This window comes from Bradyrhizobium oropedii (assembly GCF_020889685.1).
Taxonomy (GTDB): domain Bacteria; phylum Pseudomonadota; class Alphaproteobacteria; order Rhizobiales; family Xanthobacteraceae; genus Bradyrhizobium; species Bradyrhizobium oropedii.
This window is the reverse complement of record NZ_JACMYO010000044.1, coordinates 14,074-33,421: the sequence shown is the minus strand read 5'-3', so window position 1 is coordinate 33,421 and position 19,348 is coordinate 14,074. Positions and strand designations below refer to the sequence as shown.

Sequence of the window (19,348 nt, the reverse complement as noted above, 5' to 3'; positions counted from 1 at the left end):
CGAAACTTCGATCAAGGCTCCGTTCCGATATCGTCGGAACGGAGCCAACCGGCTTACGATCCTCGATCAGCGCCAACGGATCGGCCTGGTCCGATCGTTCGATTCTGTCGTCCGATGTTCGACGTGATAGGGCGCATAGATCTGCTTCACCCAATAATTGAAGTTCGGGTGAAGCTTCACGAAGTCGTAGAATGAATCGCCGAAATTGGACGGGCTGAGGCAGGTCTTGTTCTGAGGCCTCGCCGTGATTGCATTCAGGCAATACGACAACATGCAAGCTTTCGTCTCGCTCTCTGCCACCTTGCTCAGGCTTCGGAAACTGTTGGTCGAATGAAGCCGATACAGATAGCGGTCGGCCTCGAGATAGGTCGGCTCGACCTTGGTGACTGCGCGCAAGGCGAAGTCCCAGTCATGGCAATATTTCAGGTCGGCGAGCCAGCCCACCTGCCGCAGCAGTTCACGGCTGAAGACGAAGTTTCCGGTCGATGCGGCAATCTGCGAGTCCAGGAAGGTCCATGACAGCGGCGCACCCGCAATCTGCGCCCGATCGATCGCATAGCGCAGGCGGGTCGGAAACTGGTAGTTGCTGATCGACCTTCCGAGTTCGTCGATCGGCTCGACGGCGGAGAAGCCGAAGAACAGCCGCTCGTTGCCGTGCTGGTCCGCGAACAATCGAACGCGGTCCTTTGAAAAGGCATCGTCCGAGTTCAGAAGAAAAATCATGTCGCCGCTCGTCAGCGATAGCGCCCTGTTCCAGGTGTAGTGGGCGCCAAGATTCTGGGGGTTCTTGAGCAGCTTGCACGAGATAAAGCGCTTTCCGAACGACCTTTTCTTGATAACTTTCTGCGCGACCTCAAAACTCTTGTCCGGCGAATTGTCATCGACGATGACGAGCTCAATGTCGGCAAAGGTCTGCTGATAGACAGTCTCGAGGCATTCCTCGAGATACTGCTCGTGCTTGTAGCACGCGATGACAACGCTTGCGAGCATCGGCGGCGACCTCAACGTCTCACGATGATCGAGTGGCGGGACCTCACGAGTGCACTGGCTCCGTCGCCGACCTCAAGGACCGCGAGTTGATATTCACCATCCGGCAAATCCCGAATCGAGAAGGACAGCTGGAAGCCGAAATAGCAGTCCTTGCTCTCAGCCTTCATGTACTCCTTGACGTCCACGCGCTCGTGCCAATCGACGATCAGGCAGTAGGCGCTGTTAGCCGCGCTCCCCGGAGCAAGTGCAGACAAGTCCAGGAATCCCGTTCTCTGTCGGCTGGCTTCGAAGGCATTGCCTGCACAAATCCAGCCGCGCACCAGGATCTCATAGCGCGGATCGACGATCACGCGTTCGCCGGTTTGAGAATTGATGTTCTCGATGACCAGCAGCGAACCTTCCGGATCAACGGACGCCCCTTCCGCCTCGACCGGAATGCCGCTCCTTGCGCGCTGTACCCCGGAATGCGTCAGGCCGGAGCGGTGCAGGCTTGCGAGCACCTCGACATGCGTCGAGGCTTCCTTCACCGCCCACTCGAGCTCTTGCCTGCTCAGGCAATCCAGCAGATCCGGACTATTGCGAATCTGGGATGAGATCGGCTCCGCCGACGCGACCCTTCGCACGACGTCGAGGAACGCGCGCCCGTGCCGCGAATCCGGCTCGAGATGAGCTCCCTCCGCCCACTCGTTCCAGGAATTGATAAATACCAATGATTCGGAAAAGCTGTTGCCCTTGGCGCGCAACGTCGCATCGCGGAGCCAGACCTCGAACGCTTCCGGACTGGACCGGGTAAAGACGTGACCGCGCGGCCCCTTTCGCGGCGTATTATCCCAACGCGGCATCACCGCAGGAAAGAACGGAAAGTCGTAAGTCTTGCCGATCGACGATCGCATGGCGTCGACATAGTCGTACACCTTGCCGGCAAAGGTCGGCGGTGCATCGACCTCGGTCGGCGGCACTTCCCTCGTCGAGACGGTGTGCGGCGGAAACTCGATCGCAGCATCGCAATTGACGTCGCGCGGATCGAACTCTCCGAAGGTCATCGCATTGCAAATCAGGAGCTCGCCGATTCCGAGCTCCCTGGCCCTCTCGCGCCAGACCTCGAACAGGCGCTGCTTGTCCGGCAGCAATGACGGCCTGTAGATGACGATGACCTTCCGGCCATCGACGGTGATGTAGCGCTCATCGAGCAGCAGGTCGGCCATGTCGTCGATGAAGCGGACGTCGTCGTCCAGCGAGTGATTTTGTCCCAACAGGAGCTCGGCATCCGAGCCGTCCCACCGGCGCGACCAGTTCTCGTTCGCCCAGCAGACGCAGAACGGCAGGTTCGGCTCGCCGTCCTCGAGCAGCAGCTGAAGCGGCTTTTCCAACAGCCTGCGCCCCTGGAACCAGTACACGTAGTAGCAGAATCCATCGATGCCGTATTGGCGTGCGAGGTCACCTTGCTGACGGCGGGTTTCCGGCAGCCGGACATCGTAGAATCCAAGATCGGCCGGCAACCATGGCGATTCATGCGCCGGAAACTGGGCGCGCATCCGCGCGACGTTGGTCCATTCGGTGAACCCCGGTCCCCACCACCGGTCGTTTTCGTCGAATGAATGGAATTGCGGCAGATAGAAGCAGATGTAGCGCACCTCTTTGGGGGAGGCGTCCGCCGGCTCGGCAACGATCCTGTTGTTGTTCGGAAACAGCAGGTCGTCGTAGTCTTCGGTCGAGAAGCCCAGCGCGACGATCACCTCGCCCGACGTAAAGTTCTCGAACAGCGGTATCTCATAATATTCGCCGTCGCTCAGGCTGATGCGGAGATAGATCTGCGCATGCTTGGGCTCGACAAGCGCGTTTCTCAGCGCGCGCGCCAGCCGACGGCGCACTCCCGGGGTGGATAGATCGATACGAAATCCGGGGCGCCCGATCACACTCCGCGGACCAACGCGAGCCGGCATCGAGCGGCCCGTCCGTCCCTCTTCGACACAATGAGAGGCGATAAACAGCGCGATCGAAACGGTCGAAGCAGGCGATTGGGCATCGACGATCCAACCGGAGATCCCTCGCCCCGAATATTCGAGTATCGCGCCGCGCAGCCGCGAGCCCGACTGCAGATCGCTGACATCGGGATCCAGGAACAGGCTCTGCGGATGGTCGTCCTGCTGAACCGGACTGGCAACGGGCAACATATCCTTCGTATCCCTGACGCTCCGTTCGACCATCTTGTTCATTGCCACTCAATCTCCTGCCAACGTTTAACGTCGGCTCCAGTTTCTTTCCCGGTCGCGCGGAAGTTCGATCTCGAGATCACGTTGCCTGACACGCTCGAGATCGTGACCTCATGCTTCTTATCGGTCATCTTCACACAACCAGAGGTACAATGAGCATTTATTCCGCGAACACAACATTAGCGCAATCTCTCTGTCGTCGATATGAAAGCCATTGTTAGTTCTGCCTCAATTGTCACGCGGACGTGCCCGCTTCCGTGCCTTCGCGCCCAAAACAAAGCCGTTCACCATCTCGGTCATTGCCGCATGCGACGAGATGTCCGGCTTCAACGATCTCAGCCGACGCTCTCGCCCATTGCCTGCAGACGACGCAGCGCGCCTTCGTTGTTCTTCTGCGCCGCTTGTCGATACCAGTGCAGCGCCTGATCGCGATCCTGCGCGACACCGTTGCCGGCGCGCAGCGCATCGCCAATTGCGAGCTGGGCTTCGACCATGCCCTGCTTCGCAGCGGCCTCGAACCACTCGGCCGCCTTCGCCGGATCGGCCTCGCGGCCCTGTCCTCGTCCCAGCATCACGGCGAGGTTGTATTGCGCCGTCGTGTGGCCCTGGCGCGCCGCGGCCTCGTACCATTTCACACCCTGGGCAAGGTCCTGCTCGACGCCCTGCCCGGTGCAATACATCACCGCAAGCTTGAACTGCGCGGCGGCATTGCCGCCGTCGGCCGCCTTGACGATCCAGCTCGCAGCTGCCTGCGGATCCTTGAGGCCGCTCTTGGGATCGGAATACAGCAGCGCCAGAGTATGCTGGGCCTCGACATGGCCGGCGCTTGCCGCGCGCTTGAACCACTGGGCCGCGGCCGGAAAATCGACGGCGCCGCCTAATCGTCCCATATGCAGCCCGCCGAGCTGGAATGCGGCAGCGGAATGGCCAACCTCGGCGGCGTCGGTCAGCAGCGTGCGTGCTTGCGCAAGACGCGCTTCGGATGGCTCTTCCTGGATGAGAAACACGGCATAGGCCGTCTTCGCATCGGCGTCGCCGCCGTTGGCGGCCTTGCTCAGCCACTCGGCAGCACGCACCTGATCGCGCGGCACGCCGTTGCCCGCCGAGTAGAGCCGGCCGAGTTGCACGCCTGCAGCGCTGATGCCTCCCTCAGAGGCGCGCTCGAACCACTTGATCGCGGTCGCGACATCGCGCGTCACGCCGTTGCCGTTGAGATAGAACACCGCGATGTTGTGGGCCGCCGTGGCGTGACCGCTCGCGGCGGCGCGTTCGAACCATTTCGCCGCCTGGCGGATGCTGGGCGGAACGCCGGTGCCGGTCGCATAGAAGCGCCCGGTGAAGAACTGCGCCTGCACATCGCCGCGCTCGGCCGCCTTCTCGTACCAATACGCCGCCTCGCGCAGATCGGGCTCGGCGGCGGTGCCGAGCGCATAGAACTCGGCGAGCGCCTGGATCGCCGGCAGATAGTCCTTCCGCGCCGCCTTGCGCAACGCGGTCTCGGCCTTGTCGAGATCCTTGGCCACCGCTTTGCCGCTCAGCCGCATCAGCGCGATGTTGTAGAGCGCGATCGTGTCGTCATGCGAGGCGGCACTCTGGAACAGCCGCGCGGCCTGTTCGATATCTTCGGGAAGCCCGGTGCCCTTGAGGCACATGAATGCAAGCGCAACCTGCGCGCGTACATGTCCCTTCTCCGCGGCCTTGTGATACCAGATCGCGGCCTGCGGGAAATCGACGGGGACGCCGCGGCCCTGGTAATGCACGTCACCGAGCGCGAATTCGCCGGCCGCCGCCTTCTGCTCGGCCGCCGCCTCGTACCAGCGCAAGGCTGCAGCGTGATCCTTTGCGCAGCCTTGCCCGTTGGCGTACATGTCGCCAAGGATCGCCTGCGCCTCCGCCTTGCCCGCCTCCGCCGCCACCGACATCCAGAGGAAGGCAGCGTCGAGGTCCCTCGGCACACCGATACCATTCGGGAAGACCAGGTCGTGGATGTTGGTCGCCTTGTCACCGAGACGCGCCGCGGTGGATTGCCGCCACATCTCGGGCCTGTTCGGACCGACCGTGGCCTGGACCCCGTGGAGGTAGATCAAGCCAAGCTGGAATTGCGCTTCAGTATGTCCATGCAGGGCGGCGCGCTCATACCACGCGACCGCATCCGGAATGTTGCCGATGACACCTTCGTTCCTCGCATAGAGCAGCCCGATCCGGTAGTCCGCCTCCGGGTTGCCCGATCGCGACGCAAGCCGCCACTGGCGCAGCGCCTCGAGATATTGCCGGTTCTCGTAAGCCTCCAGTCCCCGTTCAAACAGCGTTGAGTCTGAACGGGACGAACCGGGCCGGAACAGGTCGAGAAGGGATCGCGTCGACACCGTCATGGCTCGCGCATTGCTTCTTTGGCACTGCGCAGCATGCCGCCGAGCAGATACATCGCCACCGAGCGGGTACCGACATTGACATCGCCCTGCAGCGTCATGCCGGGGATGAGGCGGAAATTCTTCGGAACATCCTTGAAGTTGGTCTCGTCGACGGAGCATCGCGCCTTGTAGAAGGCATCGACGGGTTTTCCGTCATCGTCGGTCGTGAAGGCGCCTTCGCTGATCCAGCGTATCTTGCCCTGCGCCGTACCGTGCTCCGCCGCGTTGAACGCATCGACCTTCATCGTGCAGGGGTCGTTCGGCCGGACAAAGCCGACATCGCGCGACAGGATCTGGATCTCGGCCTCGAGCCGGGTCTTGAGCGGCATCAGCGTGATGAAGGGATCGCCCGGCTTCAGCACGGACCCGACCGAGAGCTTGGCGAGGGTCAGGACGACCGACGGCTCGGCCGCCGTCCAGCGGACGAGGTCCTGGTGCTTGATCGCCTTGTCGTATTGTGAGCGGGCCGTATCCAGGTTGTTGCGCGTCGTGACCAGATCCTGGCTCAACTGCGCGTTCCACTGCTCGGTGAAGGCGCTGCGATCGGCCTTCAGCGACTCCAGCTGGTGTTGCGCTTCCAGCAGGGTGTTATGCGTATTGTCGATCTGGCGCAACAACTCCAGCCGATTGTCCTGCGACAGGTACAGATTCAGCTTGGATCCGCTGCCGCTTTCGGCGAGGGTCGAGCGCATGTCCTCGATCTTGCCGGCGATCTCGGCACGTTGGCTGTACCGCTCGTCGTCCTTCTTCGACTTCTGGATCGTTGCTTCGGTCTGGCCGATCTTGGAATCGTAGCTGTTCACCTGCGCGTGGTACTGCGCAACACGCTGGTCGTAGAGCGCCTTTTGCAAGGCGTTGTATCTGGTGACTTCCGGATCGCTGGACTCGCCGTATGACAACGGCTTTCCGGACAATTCGGCCTCGTCGCGGGCGACCTGAGCCTCAAGGCTCGCCATCTGCGACTTGTACTGCGTGACATCGGCCGCGGTGAACGTCGAGTCCAGGGTCGCAAGCAGTTGCCCCGTCTCGACCTGCTGGCCTTCCCGAACATCGATCGTCTTGATGATCGACGCGTCCAGAGCCTGCAGCACATTGATCTGATCCACGGGAACGATCCTGCCGCCCACGCTCGTGATCACCCGGTCGACGCGCGTGAAGCACATGATCGCCACGATGGATACCATGAACGCCGACAGCGCGAACAGCGTCGCGCGGGCCAGCAACGGCTCGGGCGCTTCGCGGATCGCATCGGTTTCGGACTGGAACTGGCGGACGGTCGCGAGCGACGCTTGATTAGGAGACAAGGGTCGGGCTCCTGAAGTTCTTTTCGGTGCGGCCCGCCGGCACCAGATGCGTATTCTGCTGGTACCAGAGCGAGCTGTAGATGTCGTTTCGTTCCAGAAGCTCGTCGTGGCGGCCGATATCGTTGACCACGCCACGATTGAGCACGAGAATCGCGTCGGCCTTCGTCAGCGACGACAGGCGGTGCGAGATGATGATCAATGTGCGCCCCTGCGCGATCCGCGAAATGTTGGCGTTCACGATCGTCTCGCTCTCGGCATCGAGCGCGCTGGTCGCCTCGTCCAGGATCAGGATCGGCGGATTGACGATCAGTGCTCGCGCGATCGCGAGGCGCTGACGCTGGCCGCCGGAGAGATTGGTGGATCCCTCGTAGATATAGGTCTCGTAGCCGCGCGGCAGCTTGTCGATGAACTCCTCGGCGCCGGCCAATCGCGCCGCCCTGACAATGTCGTCGAAGGTCGCGTCGGGCTTTGCGGCGGCAATATTCTCGCGGATCGTGCCGCTGAACAGGAAGTTCTCCTGCAGCACAACACCCACGTTGCGCCGGAGGTGGTCGACGTCGTATTCGCGGACATCGATGCCGTCGACCTTGATCAGACCGCCATAATCGGAATGCAGGCGCTGCAACAGCCGCGTGATCGTGGTCTTGCCGGAGCCGCTCTTGCCCATCACGCCCAGCGTCGTGCCGAGCGGAATCTCGAAGGAGACATTGTTCAGCGCCGGCGACACCGCGCCCTTGTACTTGAACGTGACGCCGGAGAATTCGACCAGGCCCTTCAGCGGCGCCCTCACGCCATGGCCGGAGCGTCCTTCCTCAGCCGGCTGATTGACCAGCCTGCCGACGATCGTGACCGCGGTGCGCGCCTCGTCATACTGGTTGATGAGCTGGGCCATCTGCATCAGCGGGCCGGCAACGCGTTGCGACAGCATCAGAAACGCGAACAGCGCGCCGACATAGACCGGATCGCCGCTCGACACGGCGAGGTAAACACCGAACGCATAGGGCGCACTCACCGCCAGCCGTTCCAACGGCTTCACCAGCGTCTGAATGGCGGTTCCGGTCATGCCCTCCGCAAGACGCGCCTTGGCGACGCGCGCCACAAGCACATCCCACATGTGCCGCTGCCGCGTATCGAGCGCCAGCGACTTGATGGTCCGCATGCCGTTCAGGCTCTGGATCAGAAACGCGCCCTGTGCGCCTTCAGCCGCCAAAGTCGCCGAGGATTTCTTGCGGTAGGCCGGCAGCATCAGGACCAGCCAGGTTACGATCAATCCGGCAAAGGCAAGCACCATCAGCGTCATGATCGGGCTGAAGAAGAACATGACGGGCAGGAAGAAGAACAACGTCGTCGAATCGAGGATGGTCCCGAACAACTGTCCGGTCAGGAAGCCGCGAATTCGAAATACCTCGCGGATGTCCCGCGAAATCAGGCCGACCGGATTCTGCTCGAAATAATCGATCGGCAGATTGAGCACCTTCTCGAACACGTAGGTCGACAGCTTGACGTCAAGCCGCGCCGTCAGACGCTGGACCAGGTACTGCCGCAGGAACGTGAAGGCCGCCTCGAACAGGATCAGCACGAACATCGCAATACACAGCACGTAGAACGTGTTGTAGGCCTTGTAGAAGATGACCTTGTCCGAGAGCAGCCGCCAGAACATGATCGGTCCGAGGCCCATGAAGCCCAGGATCAACGCCGCGATCGCGACGTCGCGCAGGATGCGCCGTTCGCGGAACAGCAGGGCGGTGACAAAGCCGAAGCTGAACGGCTGGGTTTCGTCGGAAATCTCGTAGTCGCGCTTGGCCATGACGACGTCGCCCGACCAGATGTCCTCGAAGCGCGGTTGATCGATGACGAGCAGCGCATCCTCGCTCGCGTTCGGATCCTGCAACACCACTCGCGAGCTGTTTTCATCGCCTTCGAGGCGCAGCAACACCATGTGGCTGCCGTCGCGCAGGCGAACGATGGCCGGCAATGCCCGCTTGAGATGGCTCAGCCCCTTCCAATCCAGCGTGACGGCCTTTGCCGTCATTCCGGATGTATTTGCGCACTTCAGAAGCTCGGGAAGCGTGACTTCCTGGTCACCCAGGAGATTGTCGTGGATGAGCTGGGACGGGGTCAGATGCAGCCCATGCTGCCTTGCCACGATGACGAGGCAGGCGAGACCCGAGGGTGGCAGCCCTTCCACCGAAGGTGCGCCGACGAGCGAGAGGTGTTTGGTCATGGATGCCTCAAAGTTTCGACTGCGCAGTTCCCGGCCTTAGCGAACTATAACTTATCACTGTTAGTTCGCTAACGCAGCATTTTCGGCACGTCGCATCAAAAAGATATGTTTCGCGACAGGCAAGAAGCCGGCCTCGAACATTCGCCGCGGACGGTTTAACCACGGAACTTATAACATTTATTAACATCGACAGTTACGGGGCGGCGGTCACCGTCTCCCGGAAGTCGAAGCCGCAGGCCTCCAGCTGCGGCCGGATCCGCTCATCCTCGGCCTCCGGCATCAGCGCCAGCGCGCACACCTCGAAGTTCTCGCTGCGCACGGAGACTGTCGGAAAGCCAGCGCTGAGCAGCAGATTTCCCATCCGCTCGGACGAAAAGCCGGTCTTGTGCGCCATGTGGTGGCGTCCCTGTTCGATTGCGCCGGAATGCCCGTAGATCATGTCAAGTGGCCGGATCGGGCCGGCCGGCGAGACATAGGCCACGGCACCGAGGCCGTGGATCAGCATGTGCTGCGCGACGGCCTCCAGGTCGGGCGACATGATCAGCGCGAAGCCGTCCGGCTTGAGAACCTCGCGGAACTGGACAAAGGTGGGATGAATCTCATGGGCGTAGAGATGCTCCATGACGTGTGAGCACCAGATCGCATCGAACGTGGCCAGCGGGAACAATCGACCGAGATCGGTGATCGATCCGACCACATCGGGATTCACGCCGCCGTCGACGTCGAGCCGGATCTCCTCCCACTCGTGCGATGTCATGAGCGGCTGGATGCGCTTGGTCACCGTCAATCCAGCGCCGGCATTCAGCATTTTCTTCTTGGCCAATCGAGAGCTCCGCGGGTTCGCGCATCAAGCGGCTGAATTCTGCAGCGATCGTTCGTCTTGACCGAACGTGCCCCGGCCGCAGAAAGCGATCAGCCACGGTTCCCGTTGTATCAAGCGAGCACCACGGCTTTACAAAAGCTACGTGGTCCGAATGTGACCAACTAACGTCTAACATCCGTCGGCGAACATGTCCCAAACGGAACTTGTGATAGAGACCAGCGCATGTTCCAATCACGTCCAATTGGCATGCAACAAAAGCACCGCCTCAACATGAGTTGAGGCGTCTTCGCTTGGTGCAAAGCCGCGATCCTACAGCCTGGTCGAGTGACCATCGTTGAAGATCAGGTATTCGATGTTGCTGATCTGGGTCACCTGGCCATTGCTGAAGTTGATGTCCAGAGATCCGCCCTTTCCAGCGCTGATGTCGATCACATCGGTCGAGGCGTGATCCAGGAAGGTCAGGGAATCCTTGCTGCCGCCACCGCCGTCGACGGTGTCGCTGCTGCGGGGATTGGACAGATAGAAATAGTCCTGACCGGCGCCGCCGACCATCGAAGCCGTACCGGTCGCGGAGCCGACGAACGACGAACCATCGTTGCCGCCGATCAGCGTCTGCATGCCCGAGCCGGCGATCAGCGTATCGTGGCCCGAGCCGCCACGCAGCGTGTCGTTGCCGGCACCGCCGTAGAGCGAATCGTCGCCGTCACCGCCATAGAGCTTCGTCGCGTGCGACGCGTCGCTGCCCGAGTAGAGGATGTCGTTACCGCTGCCGCCGTACTCCGCGACGGTGCGGGCACCGCCGACCAAGAGGTCGTTGCCGGCGCCGCCATTCAGCGTGTCGGCCCCCGCACCGCCATACAGCGAGTCGTTGCCCGCACCGCCGTCGAGGATCGTGCCATGCGACGCATCCGAGTGCGAGTAGATCGCATCATTGCCGCTGCCGCCATACTCCGCAACAGTTCCGGCAGCGCCGATCAGCAGGTCGTTGCCGGCACCGCCGTCCAGCGTGTCGGAACCGATATCAGCAGGGTTATACCCCGCACCGGCAACCAGCGTGTCGTTGCCCGCACCGCCATCGAGCAACGTCCCGAACGTCGCGCCGGAGCCTGAATAGAGAACGTCGTTACCGCTGCCGCCGTACTCCGCAGCAGTCCTGACGCCGCCGATCAGCACGTCGTTGCCGGAGCCGCCATCCAGCGTGTCGGCCGCGGCACTGGCACCGCCATTCAGCGTGTCGTTGCCGGCACCGCCCGACAGCAGCGAGCCCTGCTCCGCGAACAGGTTCGCGTAGAGCACGTCGTTGCCGGCGCCACCGTAGAGCTGACAGCTATTCACACCGGCGACCAGGGTGTCATTGCCCGCGCCGCCGTAGAGGCTCTCGTTGCCCAAACCCGCGCTCAACCAGTCGTCGCCGGTGCCGCCAAACAGGCGATCATTGCCCCAACCGCCGAACAGCCGATCGTTGCCGCTGCCGCCGTAAAGCGTGTTGAAGGTGCCCACCTGGCTGCCCGACAGCAGCACGTCGTTGCCGCTGCCGCCATACAGCGTCGACCAGCTCCCGCCATAGAGCGTGTCGTCACCGGCGCCGCCGTGGATCGAGTCGTGACCGGCACCACCGAAGATGGTGTCGTTGCCGTTGCCGGCGAGAACGGTGGTGTCACCGGTGTTGTTGAGAAATATCTGATCGTTGCCGTTGCCGGTCGCGACCAGGACCGGAGTGCTGCCGGTCATCTTCAGCGTCACGTCGCTGTCGGTAGCCTCGATGATCGCCTTCAGACCGGCGTCGGCGTGAACGGTATTGCTGGCGTTGGTTTCGATGAGAACGTTGGCGGCCGGATCCGGGTTGCTGATACCAGCCCCCTCCTGCACCGGGATCGTCGCGCCGTCATCCGGGCTGGTGTAGCCGATGCCAACGTTGATCAGGTAGTCAAGAATCTCTCGCTGGGTTGCGTGATCGATCGCGGAGTGGATCGCTGCCTTGAGGCCCGTCTGGTCCAGATTGGAGGTCGCCATCGATGTAGCCCCTGAAAGAAAAGCGCCGCCTCAACCTGGGTTGAGGCGGCGCCTTAGCTCAGTGCAGAAGACCTAGCATCTTACAGCTTGGTCGAGTGACCATCGTTGAAGATCAGGTATTCGATGTTGCTGATCTGGGTCACCTGGCCATTGCTGAAGTTGATGTCCAGAGAACCGTCCTTGCCCGCGGTGATGTCGGTCACGTCGGTCGAGGCGTGATCCAGGAAGGTCAGGGAGTCCTTGCTGCCAGCACCGCCGTCGATGGTGTCGCTGCTGTGCAGGTTGGACAGGTAGAAGTAGTCCTGACCAGATCCGCCGACCATCGAAGCCGTACCGGTCGCGGAGCCGACGAACGACGAGCCGTCGTTGCCGCCGATCAGCGTCTGGTTGCCCGAACCGGCAACCATCGTGTCGTGGCCGGAGCCGCCATACAGCGTGTCGTTGCCGGCACCGCCGTAGAGCGAGTCGTTGCCGGCACCGCCGTCCAGGATCGAAGCGTGCGACGCATCCGAGTTCGAGTAGAGCGCGTCGTTGCCTGCACCACCGTAGAGCTGGTTATTGCCCGCGCCGCCGACCAGGACGTCGTTGCCCTTGCCGCCGTAGAGAACCTGGTCGCCAGAACCGCCGTAGAGCGTGTCGTTGCCGTCGCCGCCATACAGGCGATCGGAGCCTGCACCGCCGTACAGCACATCATTGCCCTTGCCGCCTTCCAGCGTGCTGGAATTACCGGCAGTGCTGCCAGACACCAGCACGTCGTTGCCGGTACCGCCCTCGAGAGTCGACGAGCTGCCGCCGTACAGCGTGTCGCTGCCGGAACCGCCGATCAGCGTGTCGGCACCGGTGCCGAACAGCAGATCGTTGCCCTTGCCGCCATCGAGCGTGCTGTGGCCGGAGACGTTGTCGATGAGGACATCGTTGCCGTTGCCGCCGGAGAGCGAGTCGTGACCGGCACCACCGAAGATCGTGTCGTTGCCGTTGCCGGCGAGAACCGTGGTGTCACCGGTGTTGTTGAGGAAGACCTGATCGTTCCCGTTGCCGGTCGCGACCAGCACCGGGGTGCTGCCGTTCACCGTCAAGGTCACGTCCTTGTTGGTGTCTTCGATGATCGCCTTCAGGTTGGCGTCGGTGGTAACGGTGTTATTCGGGTTGGTTTCGATCAGAACATTGGCGTTCGGATCCGGGTTGGTGATGCCAGCGCCCACCTGCACCGGGATCGAGGTGCCATCGTCCGGGCTGGTGTACCCGATCCCAGCGTTGATCAGATAGTCAAGAATCTGTTGCTGGGTTGCATGGTCGATTGTGCCGTGGAGAGCGTGTTTGAGGTCAGTCTGGTCGAGATTGTAAGTCGCCATCGAGGTAGCCCCTCTTGGGATACGAGGATTCAAGCCGCTCGTCCGCACTTAAGCTGTTGATTCACAACTGGTCTGTTGCGACGCAGCTCAAATATGGACATACGTTACGAACTTGTTAAGTCCATTGTTAAGTCCGCAATACCGGAGTGTCAATCAGCAATGCGCCATTAACGTCTGGTTCCATGAGGCTTTTGTGAGACTTAGCGCCAATTCGGATGCGCCATAACATTCAGCGCAGGCGATTCACAAATGTTAGCCGCGGCGCAAAAAAGGGTAGTGATTATACGGGGTTTCATTGGCTGCCGAGATTGCGCGGGAGCGCAGAATTTCGCAGTTGTTGCGCGCGCTTCGACGCGATTTTCCGATCTGAAAAAATATTTCTGCGCGGCGTGAGAGCTCTTCCAAAAAAGCGTCAAACTTCACAACCGGTCGGCAACCCGAGCTGTGTTATGACGAGTTCTAGTTGCAGGCTGCGGGCTCCAGCCGGACGAAATCCAGGGAATCGACCGCAGAATCGAGGCACGTCGATCGCCAGGCCGAACCTGGTGCGGGACGCCGAAATAACAAATTAACATCAGATTTGCCGCGATTTGCCGGTGACGAGGACGCGGAAACGGCAAATCCGCGTCCGGTCGCCGACGAAGCGACCGACCGCGGCGATTATCCAGCGGCGGCGCGCGCGTAGATCGCCTCGAGCAGCTGGAGGTTCTCATCCGGCGCGTAGAGCTCGAGATAAGCCGCCCGTGCGGCCCGTCCCCACGCCGCGGCGAGGTCCGGCGCACCGAGAATGTCCACGATCCGGCTTCGGAGCGCGACCGCGTTGCCCGGCGGCGCCAACACGCCGGTCTTGCCCGCGGTCACGACTTCGGCAAGTCCGCCGATCTCGGACGCGATCACAGGCGTTCCCCGCGCGAAGGCTTCGACCACGACCATGGGAAAACCCTCGTACCACAACGACGGCACGACCAACGCCCGGGCATTCGCCATTTCCCGCAGCACCTCGGCGCGCGAGAGCGCGCCCAGGAACGTGACATCGCCGGACACCCGAGCCTCGAGCGCAACGCGCTCCGGCCCCTCGCCCACGATCCGCAACGGCACACCGGTCCCGGCAACGGCCTCGAGCAGCACGCCGACGCCCTTCTCGCGGCTCAGCCGTCCGACATAGAGCAGCCCGGCGCGCGGCGCGGCCGGATCAGGCGCCCCCGGATCGGCCATGAAGTTCGGCTTCACGTCGATCCGGCCCGCGTCGAATCCGGCCTGCGTGAACAGGGTTTTTGCAAACTGCGTCAGTGCGATCAGGCGCAAACCGGGACGGCTCCAGGTGCCGCGGCGCTGGTGCCGCGCGATCATGTAGGCCGAGGCCATCGAGCCCGGAAGCGATCCGCGATAGCACCGATGCGCCACGCCCCAGAGATGGCCGTGATCGAGGCACTTGTGGCAGATGCGGCCGTCGCGCAGCAGCATGCCGCCGGTGCAGATGGTGCGATAATTGTGCAGCGTCACCACCGCGGGCACGCGCTTCTGCCGGCAGAGATCGAACACCGCGGGCGACAGCAGCGGGAAGAAATTATGGACGTGGACGACGTCGGGGCGAAAGCGGTCGATCGATTCGACCATGATCCGTTTTCCGTCCGCATTATCGGCGATCGACAGTGTCGTCGCGATGCGCGCGGCGAACGAATCGATCGCCTCGTTGCTGACCGTAAGCATTTCGACGCTGTGTCCCGCGCCGCGCAGCAGCTCGACTTCGGCCTCGAACACGACGTCCTCGCCGCCGCGTCCCTGATATCTGTTGTGAGCGACAAGTATCTTCATGATCGGGGCGCAGGGTCGGAAAACCAGCGCAGCTCCGTCACCAGGCTTTGGCCGGCGGCGAGCGTACCGGAGCCGATCAGCGTGGTCGCCGGCACTTTCAGATCGAACGACGGCGAATACCAGCCGGCCGGTACGGTCTCGTCACCGCGATACGGCGTCCAGCTCAGCTCAACGGGCAGATCGAGCTCGGCGCCCCCGCCAGGCCATGCGAGCTGCGCCGTGCGCCCGTCGAGCCTGCATTCGACCTCGGGACCGAGGTGCCAGCTGAGGCTCGCGGGCACCGCAAGCCCTTCATCACCAAGCACAATATCGGTGACGACGAGCCGCGCCGCTTGCCGCCGCAATTGCACCGCGCGGCGATGCACGAGACCTGCTCCATCCTGGTATCCCGCGTGTTCCGCGACCCAGTTCGCATCCGCATCTCGATCATCGAGGCCGCTTGATGCAACCAGCCGGCTCGGCGCGTGCCGGGTCCAGAGAAACGGGCCGCCCGACACCGACTGGTCGCGCCCGAACAGGCAAAGCGTGTTGTGCGCCGGCGTTGAACGGAAGTAGGCCCGCCATCGCGGATCGCCGTGATAGCAATAGGTGCCGGGGTCGGCGAGGATCTCGACCCCGCCGATCCTGCATTCAAGCGACAACGCATCGGCATGGGCATGCGCCGCGATGCGGCCGAAGCCGTGCGGGCCGTGGTCGCAACGGCACCACACCGCGCGCTCGGCATCGACGAGAAAGGCCTGTCCCGCCTCAGCCAGCAAATGCGGACGGCGCGCCGGCCGCCCTGCAATCGCACGCGCCGCGACGCCGTCGGTCAAGACAAACGTCCGCAGATCTGGCTCCGGCAGTGGCGGCCACCATGGCAGAGCACCGAACAGGCGCGCGCCGGTCGCGAGCAGCCCGAGCCAGCGATTGCCTGAGTGATCGTCGAGCAACAGGCCGATGCCGTCGTCGCCATCGCCCTGACGCGGCGGATGCGCGCGATCATCCAGCATCGCGGCAATGACGTCGCTCATGCGGCACATCGTGCTCCAGACCGCATTGTCGAGCGGATGGCCGGACGACTCGCCCTGCACGGCTGCGGCAAGCAGGAGTTCGAGGACGAAGCCGTGATAGTCGGTCGCGAGCTCGCCATTGCTGCCGCAGGCAAGCGTCTGCGCCACCGCCTCGTGTGCCAGCGTGCCGGCGGATTGCGCGCGCCATCGCGCGCTGTCGCGGAAAAAGGGAAACACACAGGCCGCAACGAACTGTCCGGCGGCCTCGGCGATGATGTGGTTGTTGGCGGAGGAGCCGCGGCTTGGGAACTGCGACAGCCAGTATTGATGCGCGTAAAGCTGCGTCAGGAACAGCTCGTTGTCCTCGAACAGCGCGGCAGCGCCGGGCCAGCCTTGCAGCAGCTGGCGTATCCAGGCCCAGGAGATCAGCCGTACGCCGAGCTCGATGCCGCTGATCCAGTGCGGGCCGCGCGGGAATGGATTTTCGCGCCACCAGCTTTCCAGATGCTCGGCCACGCGCCTGGCGTAGCGCTCGTCCGAGGTCAGGTAATACGCTGATGCGAGCACCGTGAGATGATGGTGACGCGACGGCTCCCAGATATATTTGATGTTGCCGAGCGCGGCCTCGTCGCGATAGGGAACCGCAAATGCGTAGATGTCAGCGGGCGCCCGCTTGCCGCTGCGGACATCGACGAACCAGTCGGGCCGTTCGCCCAGGGCCGCCTGATCTCTGGCAAATATCCGCCAGTGTCCGGCGAGAATCCGATCGGCGCACTGGATCACCCCGTCGGCTGCTTGTCGCGGAGCCCTGGCCGGCAAAGGCAGCAGTTTCAATCGCAGTTGGCGCGTGCCGGGAGTAAGCTTGGCGCCGGCGCGTCGCGCGATATCGGGCGGCGTGATGCGCCAAAGCTGGCGCAGCACCTGGTCATTCACTCGTCCGGCAAGCTCGGACGGCTCCATGCGCTGGAGTCTGCGCAGATACCAGGCCGGATTCATCTCACGCGGTCGAGGCGCGCGCGACGCCCTGCTCTGCTGCCGTGGTCGTCAGATCGACCGGCATCCCGGCCGCCGCACTCTCCTGCACCGCGAGCGTTGCGCGGGTAGTCGCAAGCAGCGATTCGAGCCCGATCGGCATCGCGGCCCCGGATGCGATCGCGGCGACGAAGGCATCCAGCATCGGCCGCTGGCCCTTGTCGAGCTGCGCTTTTTTCGTCGTCCGCTGCCCGGCGTGCCAAACTTCGAAGCGCGAGAAATTATCGAAGGCGGCAAAGCCGGTGCTCGCCGATATTTCGAGCGCCTCCTTCGGCACCCGTGGATCGCCGCCCGTCAGATAGCTGAGGCTCGCGACCGAGCCGTCGGCAAACTCGAATGTGGCAACGAGATTGTCGATATCCTTGCCGGCTACGCTCGTGGAGACACGTACCGGATCGGCACCGAGCCACCAGGACAACACGTCGATGAAATGGCCACCTTCGCCGGCGAAGCGGCTGCCTTCGCTCTCGGCCTGCAGATACCAGGATGATTTTTCCAGCGGGCCGGCGATGACGCGATATTGCAGGGTCTGCGGCCCGGCCGGGGCGAACGCCGCGCGCATGCCCTGCAACAACGGCGAGAAGCGGCGATTGAAGCCGACCATCAGCCGGTCGTTGCCGGTCTCGCGGATCACTCGCTCCAATTGGTCGAGTGAACCTCTGTCGATCGCCAGCGGCTTTTCGACGAACACCGCCTTGCCGGCGCGCAGCGCCTGCGCCGCGAGCTCGGCATGGGATGCATGGCGCGTCGCGATCAGCACGGCATCGATATCGTCGGCCTCGAGCACCGAGGCCGCATCCGTCGAGGCACGCGCGAAGCCGAACTTGCGCACCGCGGTGGCGCCGCTCAGGCCGGTGTTGGTGGCGACCTCGACGAGATCGACCCGTGCGTTATTTGCAAGCTGCGGCAGCAACATGCTGGAGGCATAATTTCCGGCGCCGATGACGGCGAGCCGCACCCGGCCGCTGCGCAGGGCGACGGCCGGACGATAGATCATCTGCATCGCGCGCGGGGCTGCGTCGGGATAAGCGAACACCATGCCGAGGCCGACCTCGCCCCGGCTCATGCGCTCGAACGCCGACGTCGCCTGCTCCAGCGGCACCGTTTCGGAGATCAGCGACGAAAAATCGAGCCGTCCGTCGGCAAGCAGCGCGACGATCGCCTCCATGTTGCGCTTCTCGGTCCAGCGCACATGGCCGATCGGATAATCGATGCCGCCCTCCTCGTAGAGCGGGTCGTAGCGGCCGGGGCCGTAGGAGCGCGAGAAGCGGACGTCGAGCTCCTTGTCGTAGAATTCGTTCCACGGCAGGTTCAGCGTGCATTTGCCGATATCGACGATGCGGCCGCGGTCACGCAGCAACGCCGCTGAACGCGATGCGAGATCGGGATCGTCGCTGCCCGCGGTGATGAACACGCAATCGACGCCGTTGCCCGCCGTCAGCTGATCGATCCGCGCGCGAAAAGAGGCCGCGGCATCGTCAGATGCGACGGCGCAGAGCGCGGCGCCCGCAGCCTCCGCCTGACGACAGCGCGCCTCCAGCCTGTCGAGCCCTGTGACCACGACACCGGCGCTGCGCAGCAGGCGCACCATGATCTGCCCGATCAGGCCGAGGCCGATCACGCAGGCGGTCTCTCCGAAGCGTATCTCCGACTGGCGCATCGCCTGCAATGCGATCGAGGCGATGGTGGTGAACGCGGCCTGGTCGAGCGCAGCGCTGTCCGGTAACGACACGCAGAGGTTCACCGGCACCCAATTGTATTCAGCGTGGGTTGCATATTGATTGCCGCCGCAGCAGACGCGCTGCCCGATCGAGAAGCCGCCGACGCCCTCACCCACTTCGACGATGGTGCCCGACAGCGAGTAACCGAGCGGCGTATAGGAATCGAGGCGGTTCATCACCTTCTGATAGGTCGCCAGCAATCCCTGCTGGCGAACCGAGCGCACCACCTTGGCAACCTGGTCCGGTCGCGCACGCGCCTTGCCGAGCAGCGACAGGCGGCCTTCGGTGAACTTCATCATCTCGGTGCCGGTCGACACCGCCGAGAATGCCGTGCGCACTAAAACCCCGCCGGGGCGGCAGCGCGGCGCCGGCACATCGATCAGCTTGAGCTCGCCGCTCTTATAGTTCTGCGCGATCTGCTTCACGGTCGATCAATCGCCTCAAGTTAACAGCACCTT

The 19,348-nt window shown here is 63.1% G+C and carries 11 protein-coding genes; all 11 read right to left on the bottom strand.

Going from position 1 to position 19,348, the window contains the following annotated elements; genetic code table 11:
• Positions 1–66: 66 nt before the first annotated feature.
• A complete protein-coding gene (locus H8A95_RS14825) occupies positions 67–990 on the bottom strand; it encodes a glycosyltransferase family 2 protein (protein ID WP_229183800.1) in 924 nt (307 codons plus the stop codon).
• An 11-nt stretch (positions 991–1,001) separates the two neighbouring features.
• Entirely contained in the window at positions 1,002–3,206 is a 2,205-nt protein-coding gene (locus H8A95_RS14820; protein WP_229183799.1) for a glycosyltransferase WbsX family protein, read from the bottom strand.
• Between the two features lie 332 nt (positions 3,207–3,538).
• Positions 3,539–5,575, bottom strand: a complete 2,037-nt coding sequence (locus tag H8A95_RS14815; protein ID WP_476727253.1) for an SEL1-like repeat protein — start codon at positions 5,573–5,575, stop codon at positions 3,539–3,541.
• Positions 5,572–6,918 carry an HlyD family type I secretion periplasmic adaptor subunit gene (locus tag H8A95_RS14810; protein ID WP_229183797.1) on the bottom strand — a complete coding sequence of 449 codons (1,347 nt, stop codon included), beginning with the start codon at positions 6,916–6,918 and terminating at the stop codon, positions 5,572–5,574. The genes H8A95_RS14815 and H8A95_RS14810 overlap by 4 nt, the downstream gene beginning before the upstream one ends.
• Positions 6,908–9,142 carry a peptidase domain-containing ABC transporter gene (locus H8A95_RS14805; RefSeq protein WP_229183796.1) on the bottom strand — a complete coding sequence of 745 codons (2,235 nt, stop codon included), beginning with the start codon at positions 9,140–9,142 and terminating at the stop codon, positions 6,908–6,910. Before H8A95_RS14805 ends, H8A95_RS14810 begins: the two co-directional genes overlap by 11 nt.
• Before the next feature lie 193 nt (positions 9,143–9,335).
• Positions 9,336–9,950, bottom strand: a complete 615-nt coding sequence (locus tag H8A95_RS14800) for a class I SAM-dependent methyltransferase (RefSeq protein ID WP_229183815.1) — start codon at positions 9,948–9,950, stop codon at positions 9,336–9,338.
• 324 nt (positions 9,951–10,274) lie between these two features.
• Positions 10,275–11,978 carry a calcium-binding protein gene (locus H8A95_RS14795; protein WP_229183795.1) on the bottom strand — a complete coding sequence of 568 codons (1,704 nt, stop codon included), beginning with the start codon at positions 11,976–11,978 and terminating at the stop codon, positions 10,275–10,277.
• A gap of 80 nt (positions 11,979–12,058) precedes the next feature.
• A complete protein-coding gene (locus tag H8A95_RS43800; protein WP_274617416.1) occupies positions 12,059–13,330 on the bottom strand; it encodes a calcium-binding protein in 1,272 nt (423 codons plus the stop codon).
• Positions 13,331–13,990: 660 nt separating this feature from the next.
• Positions 13,991–15,145, bottom strand: coding sequence for a glycosyltransferase (locus tag H8A95_RS14775; RefSeq protein WP_229183794.1), 1,155 nt, complete (start codon positions 15,143–15,145; stop codon positions 13,991–13,993).
• Complete coding sequence (locus tag H8A95_RS14770; protein ID WP_229183793.1) at positions 15,142–17,133, bottom strand: heparinase II/III family protein; 1,992 nt, start codon at positions 17,131–17,133, stop codon at positions 15,142–15,144. Before H8A95_RS14770 ends, H8A95_RS14775 begins: the two co-directional genes overlap by 4 nt.
• Position 17,134: 1 nt before the next feature.
• Complete coding sequence (locus H8A95_RS14765) at positions 17,135–19,315, bottom strand: bi-domain-containing oxidoreductase (RefSeq protein WP_229183792.1); 2,181 nt, start codon at positions 19,313–19,315, stop codon at positions 17,135–17,137.
• Between the last annotated feature and the right edge of the window lie 33 nt (positions 19,316–19,348).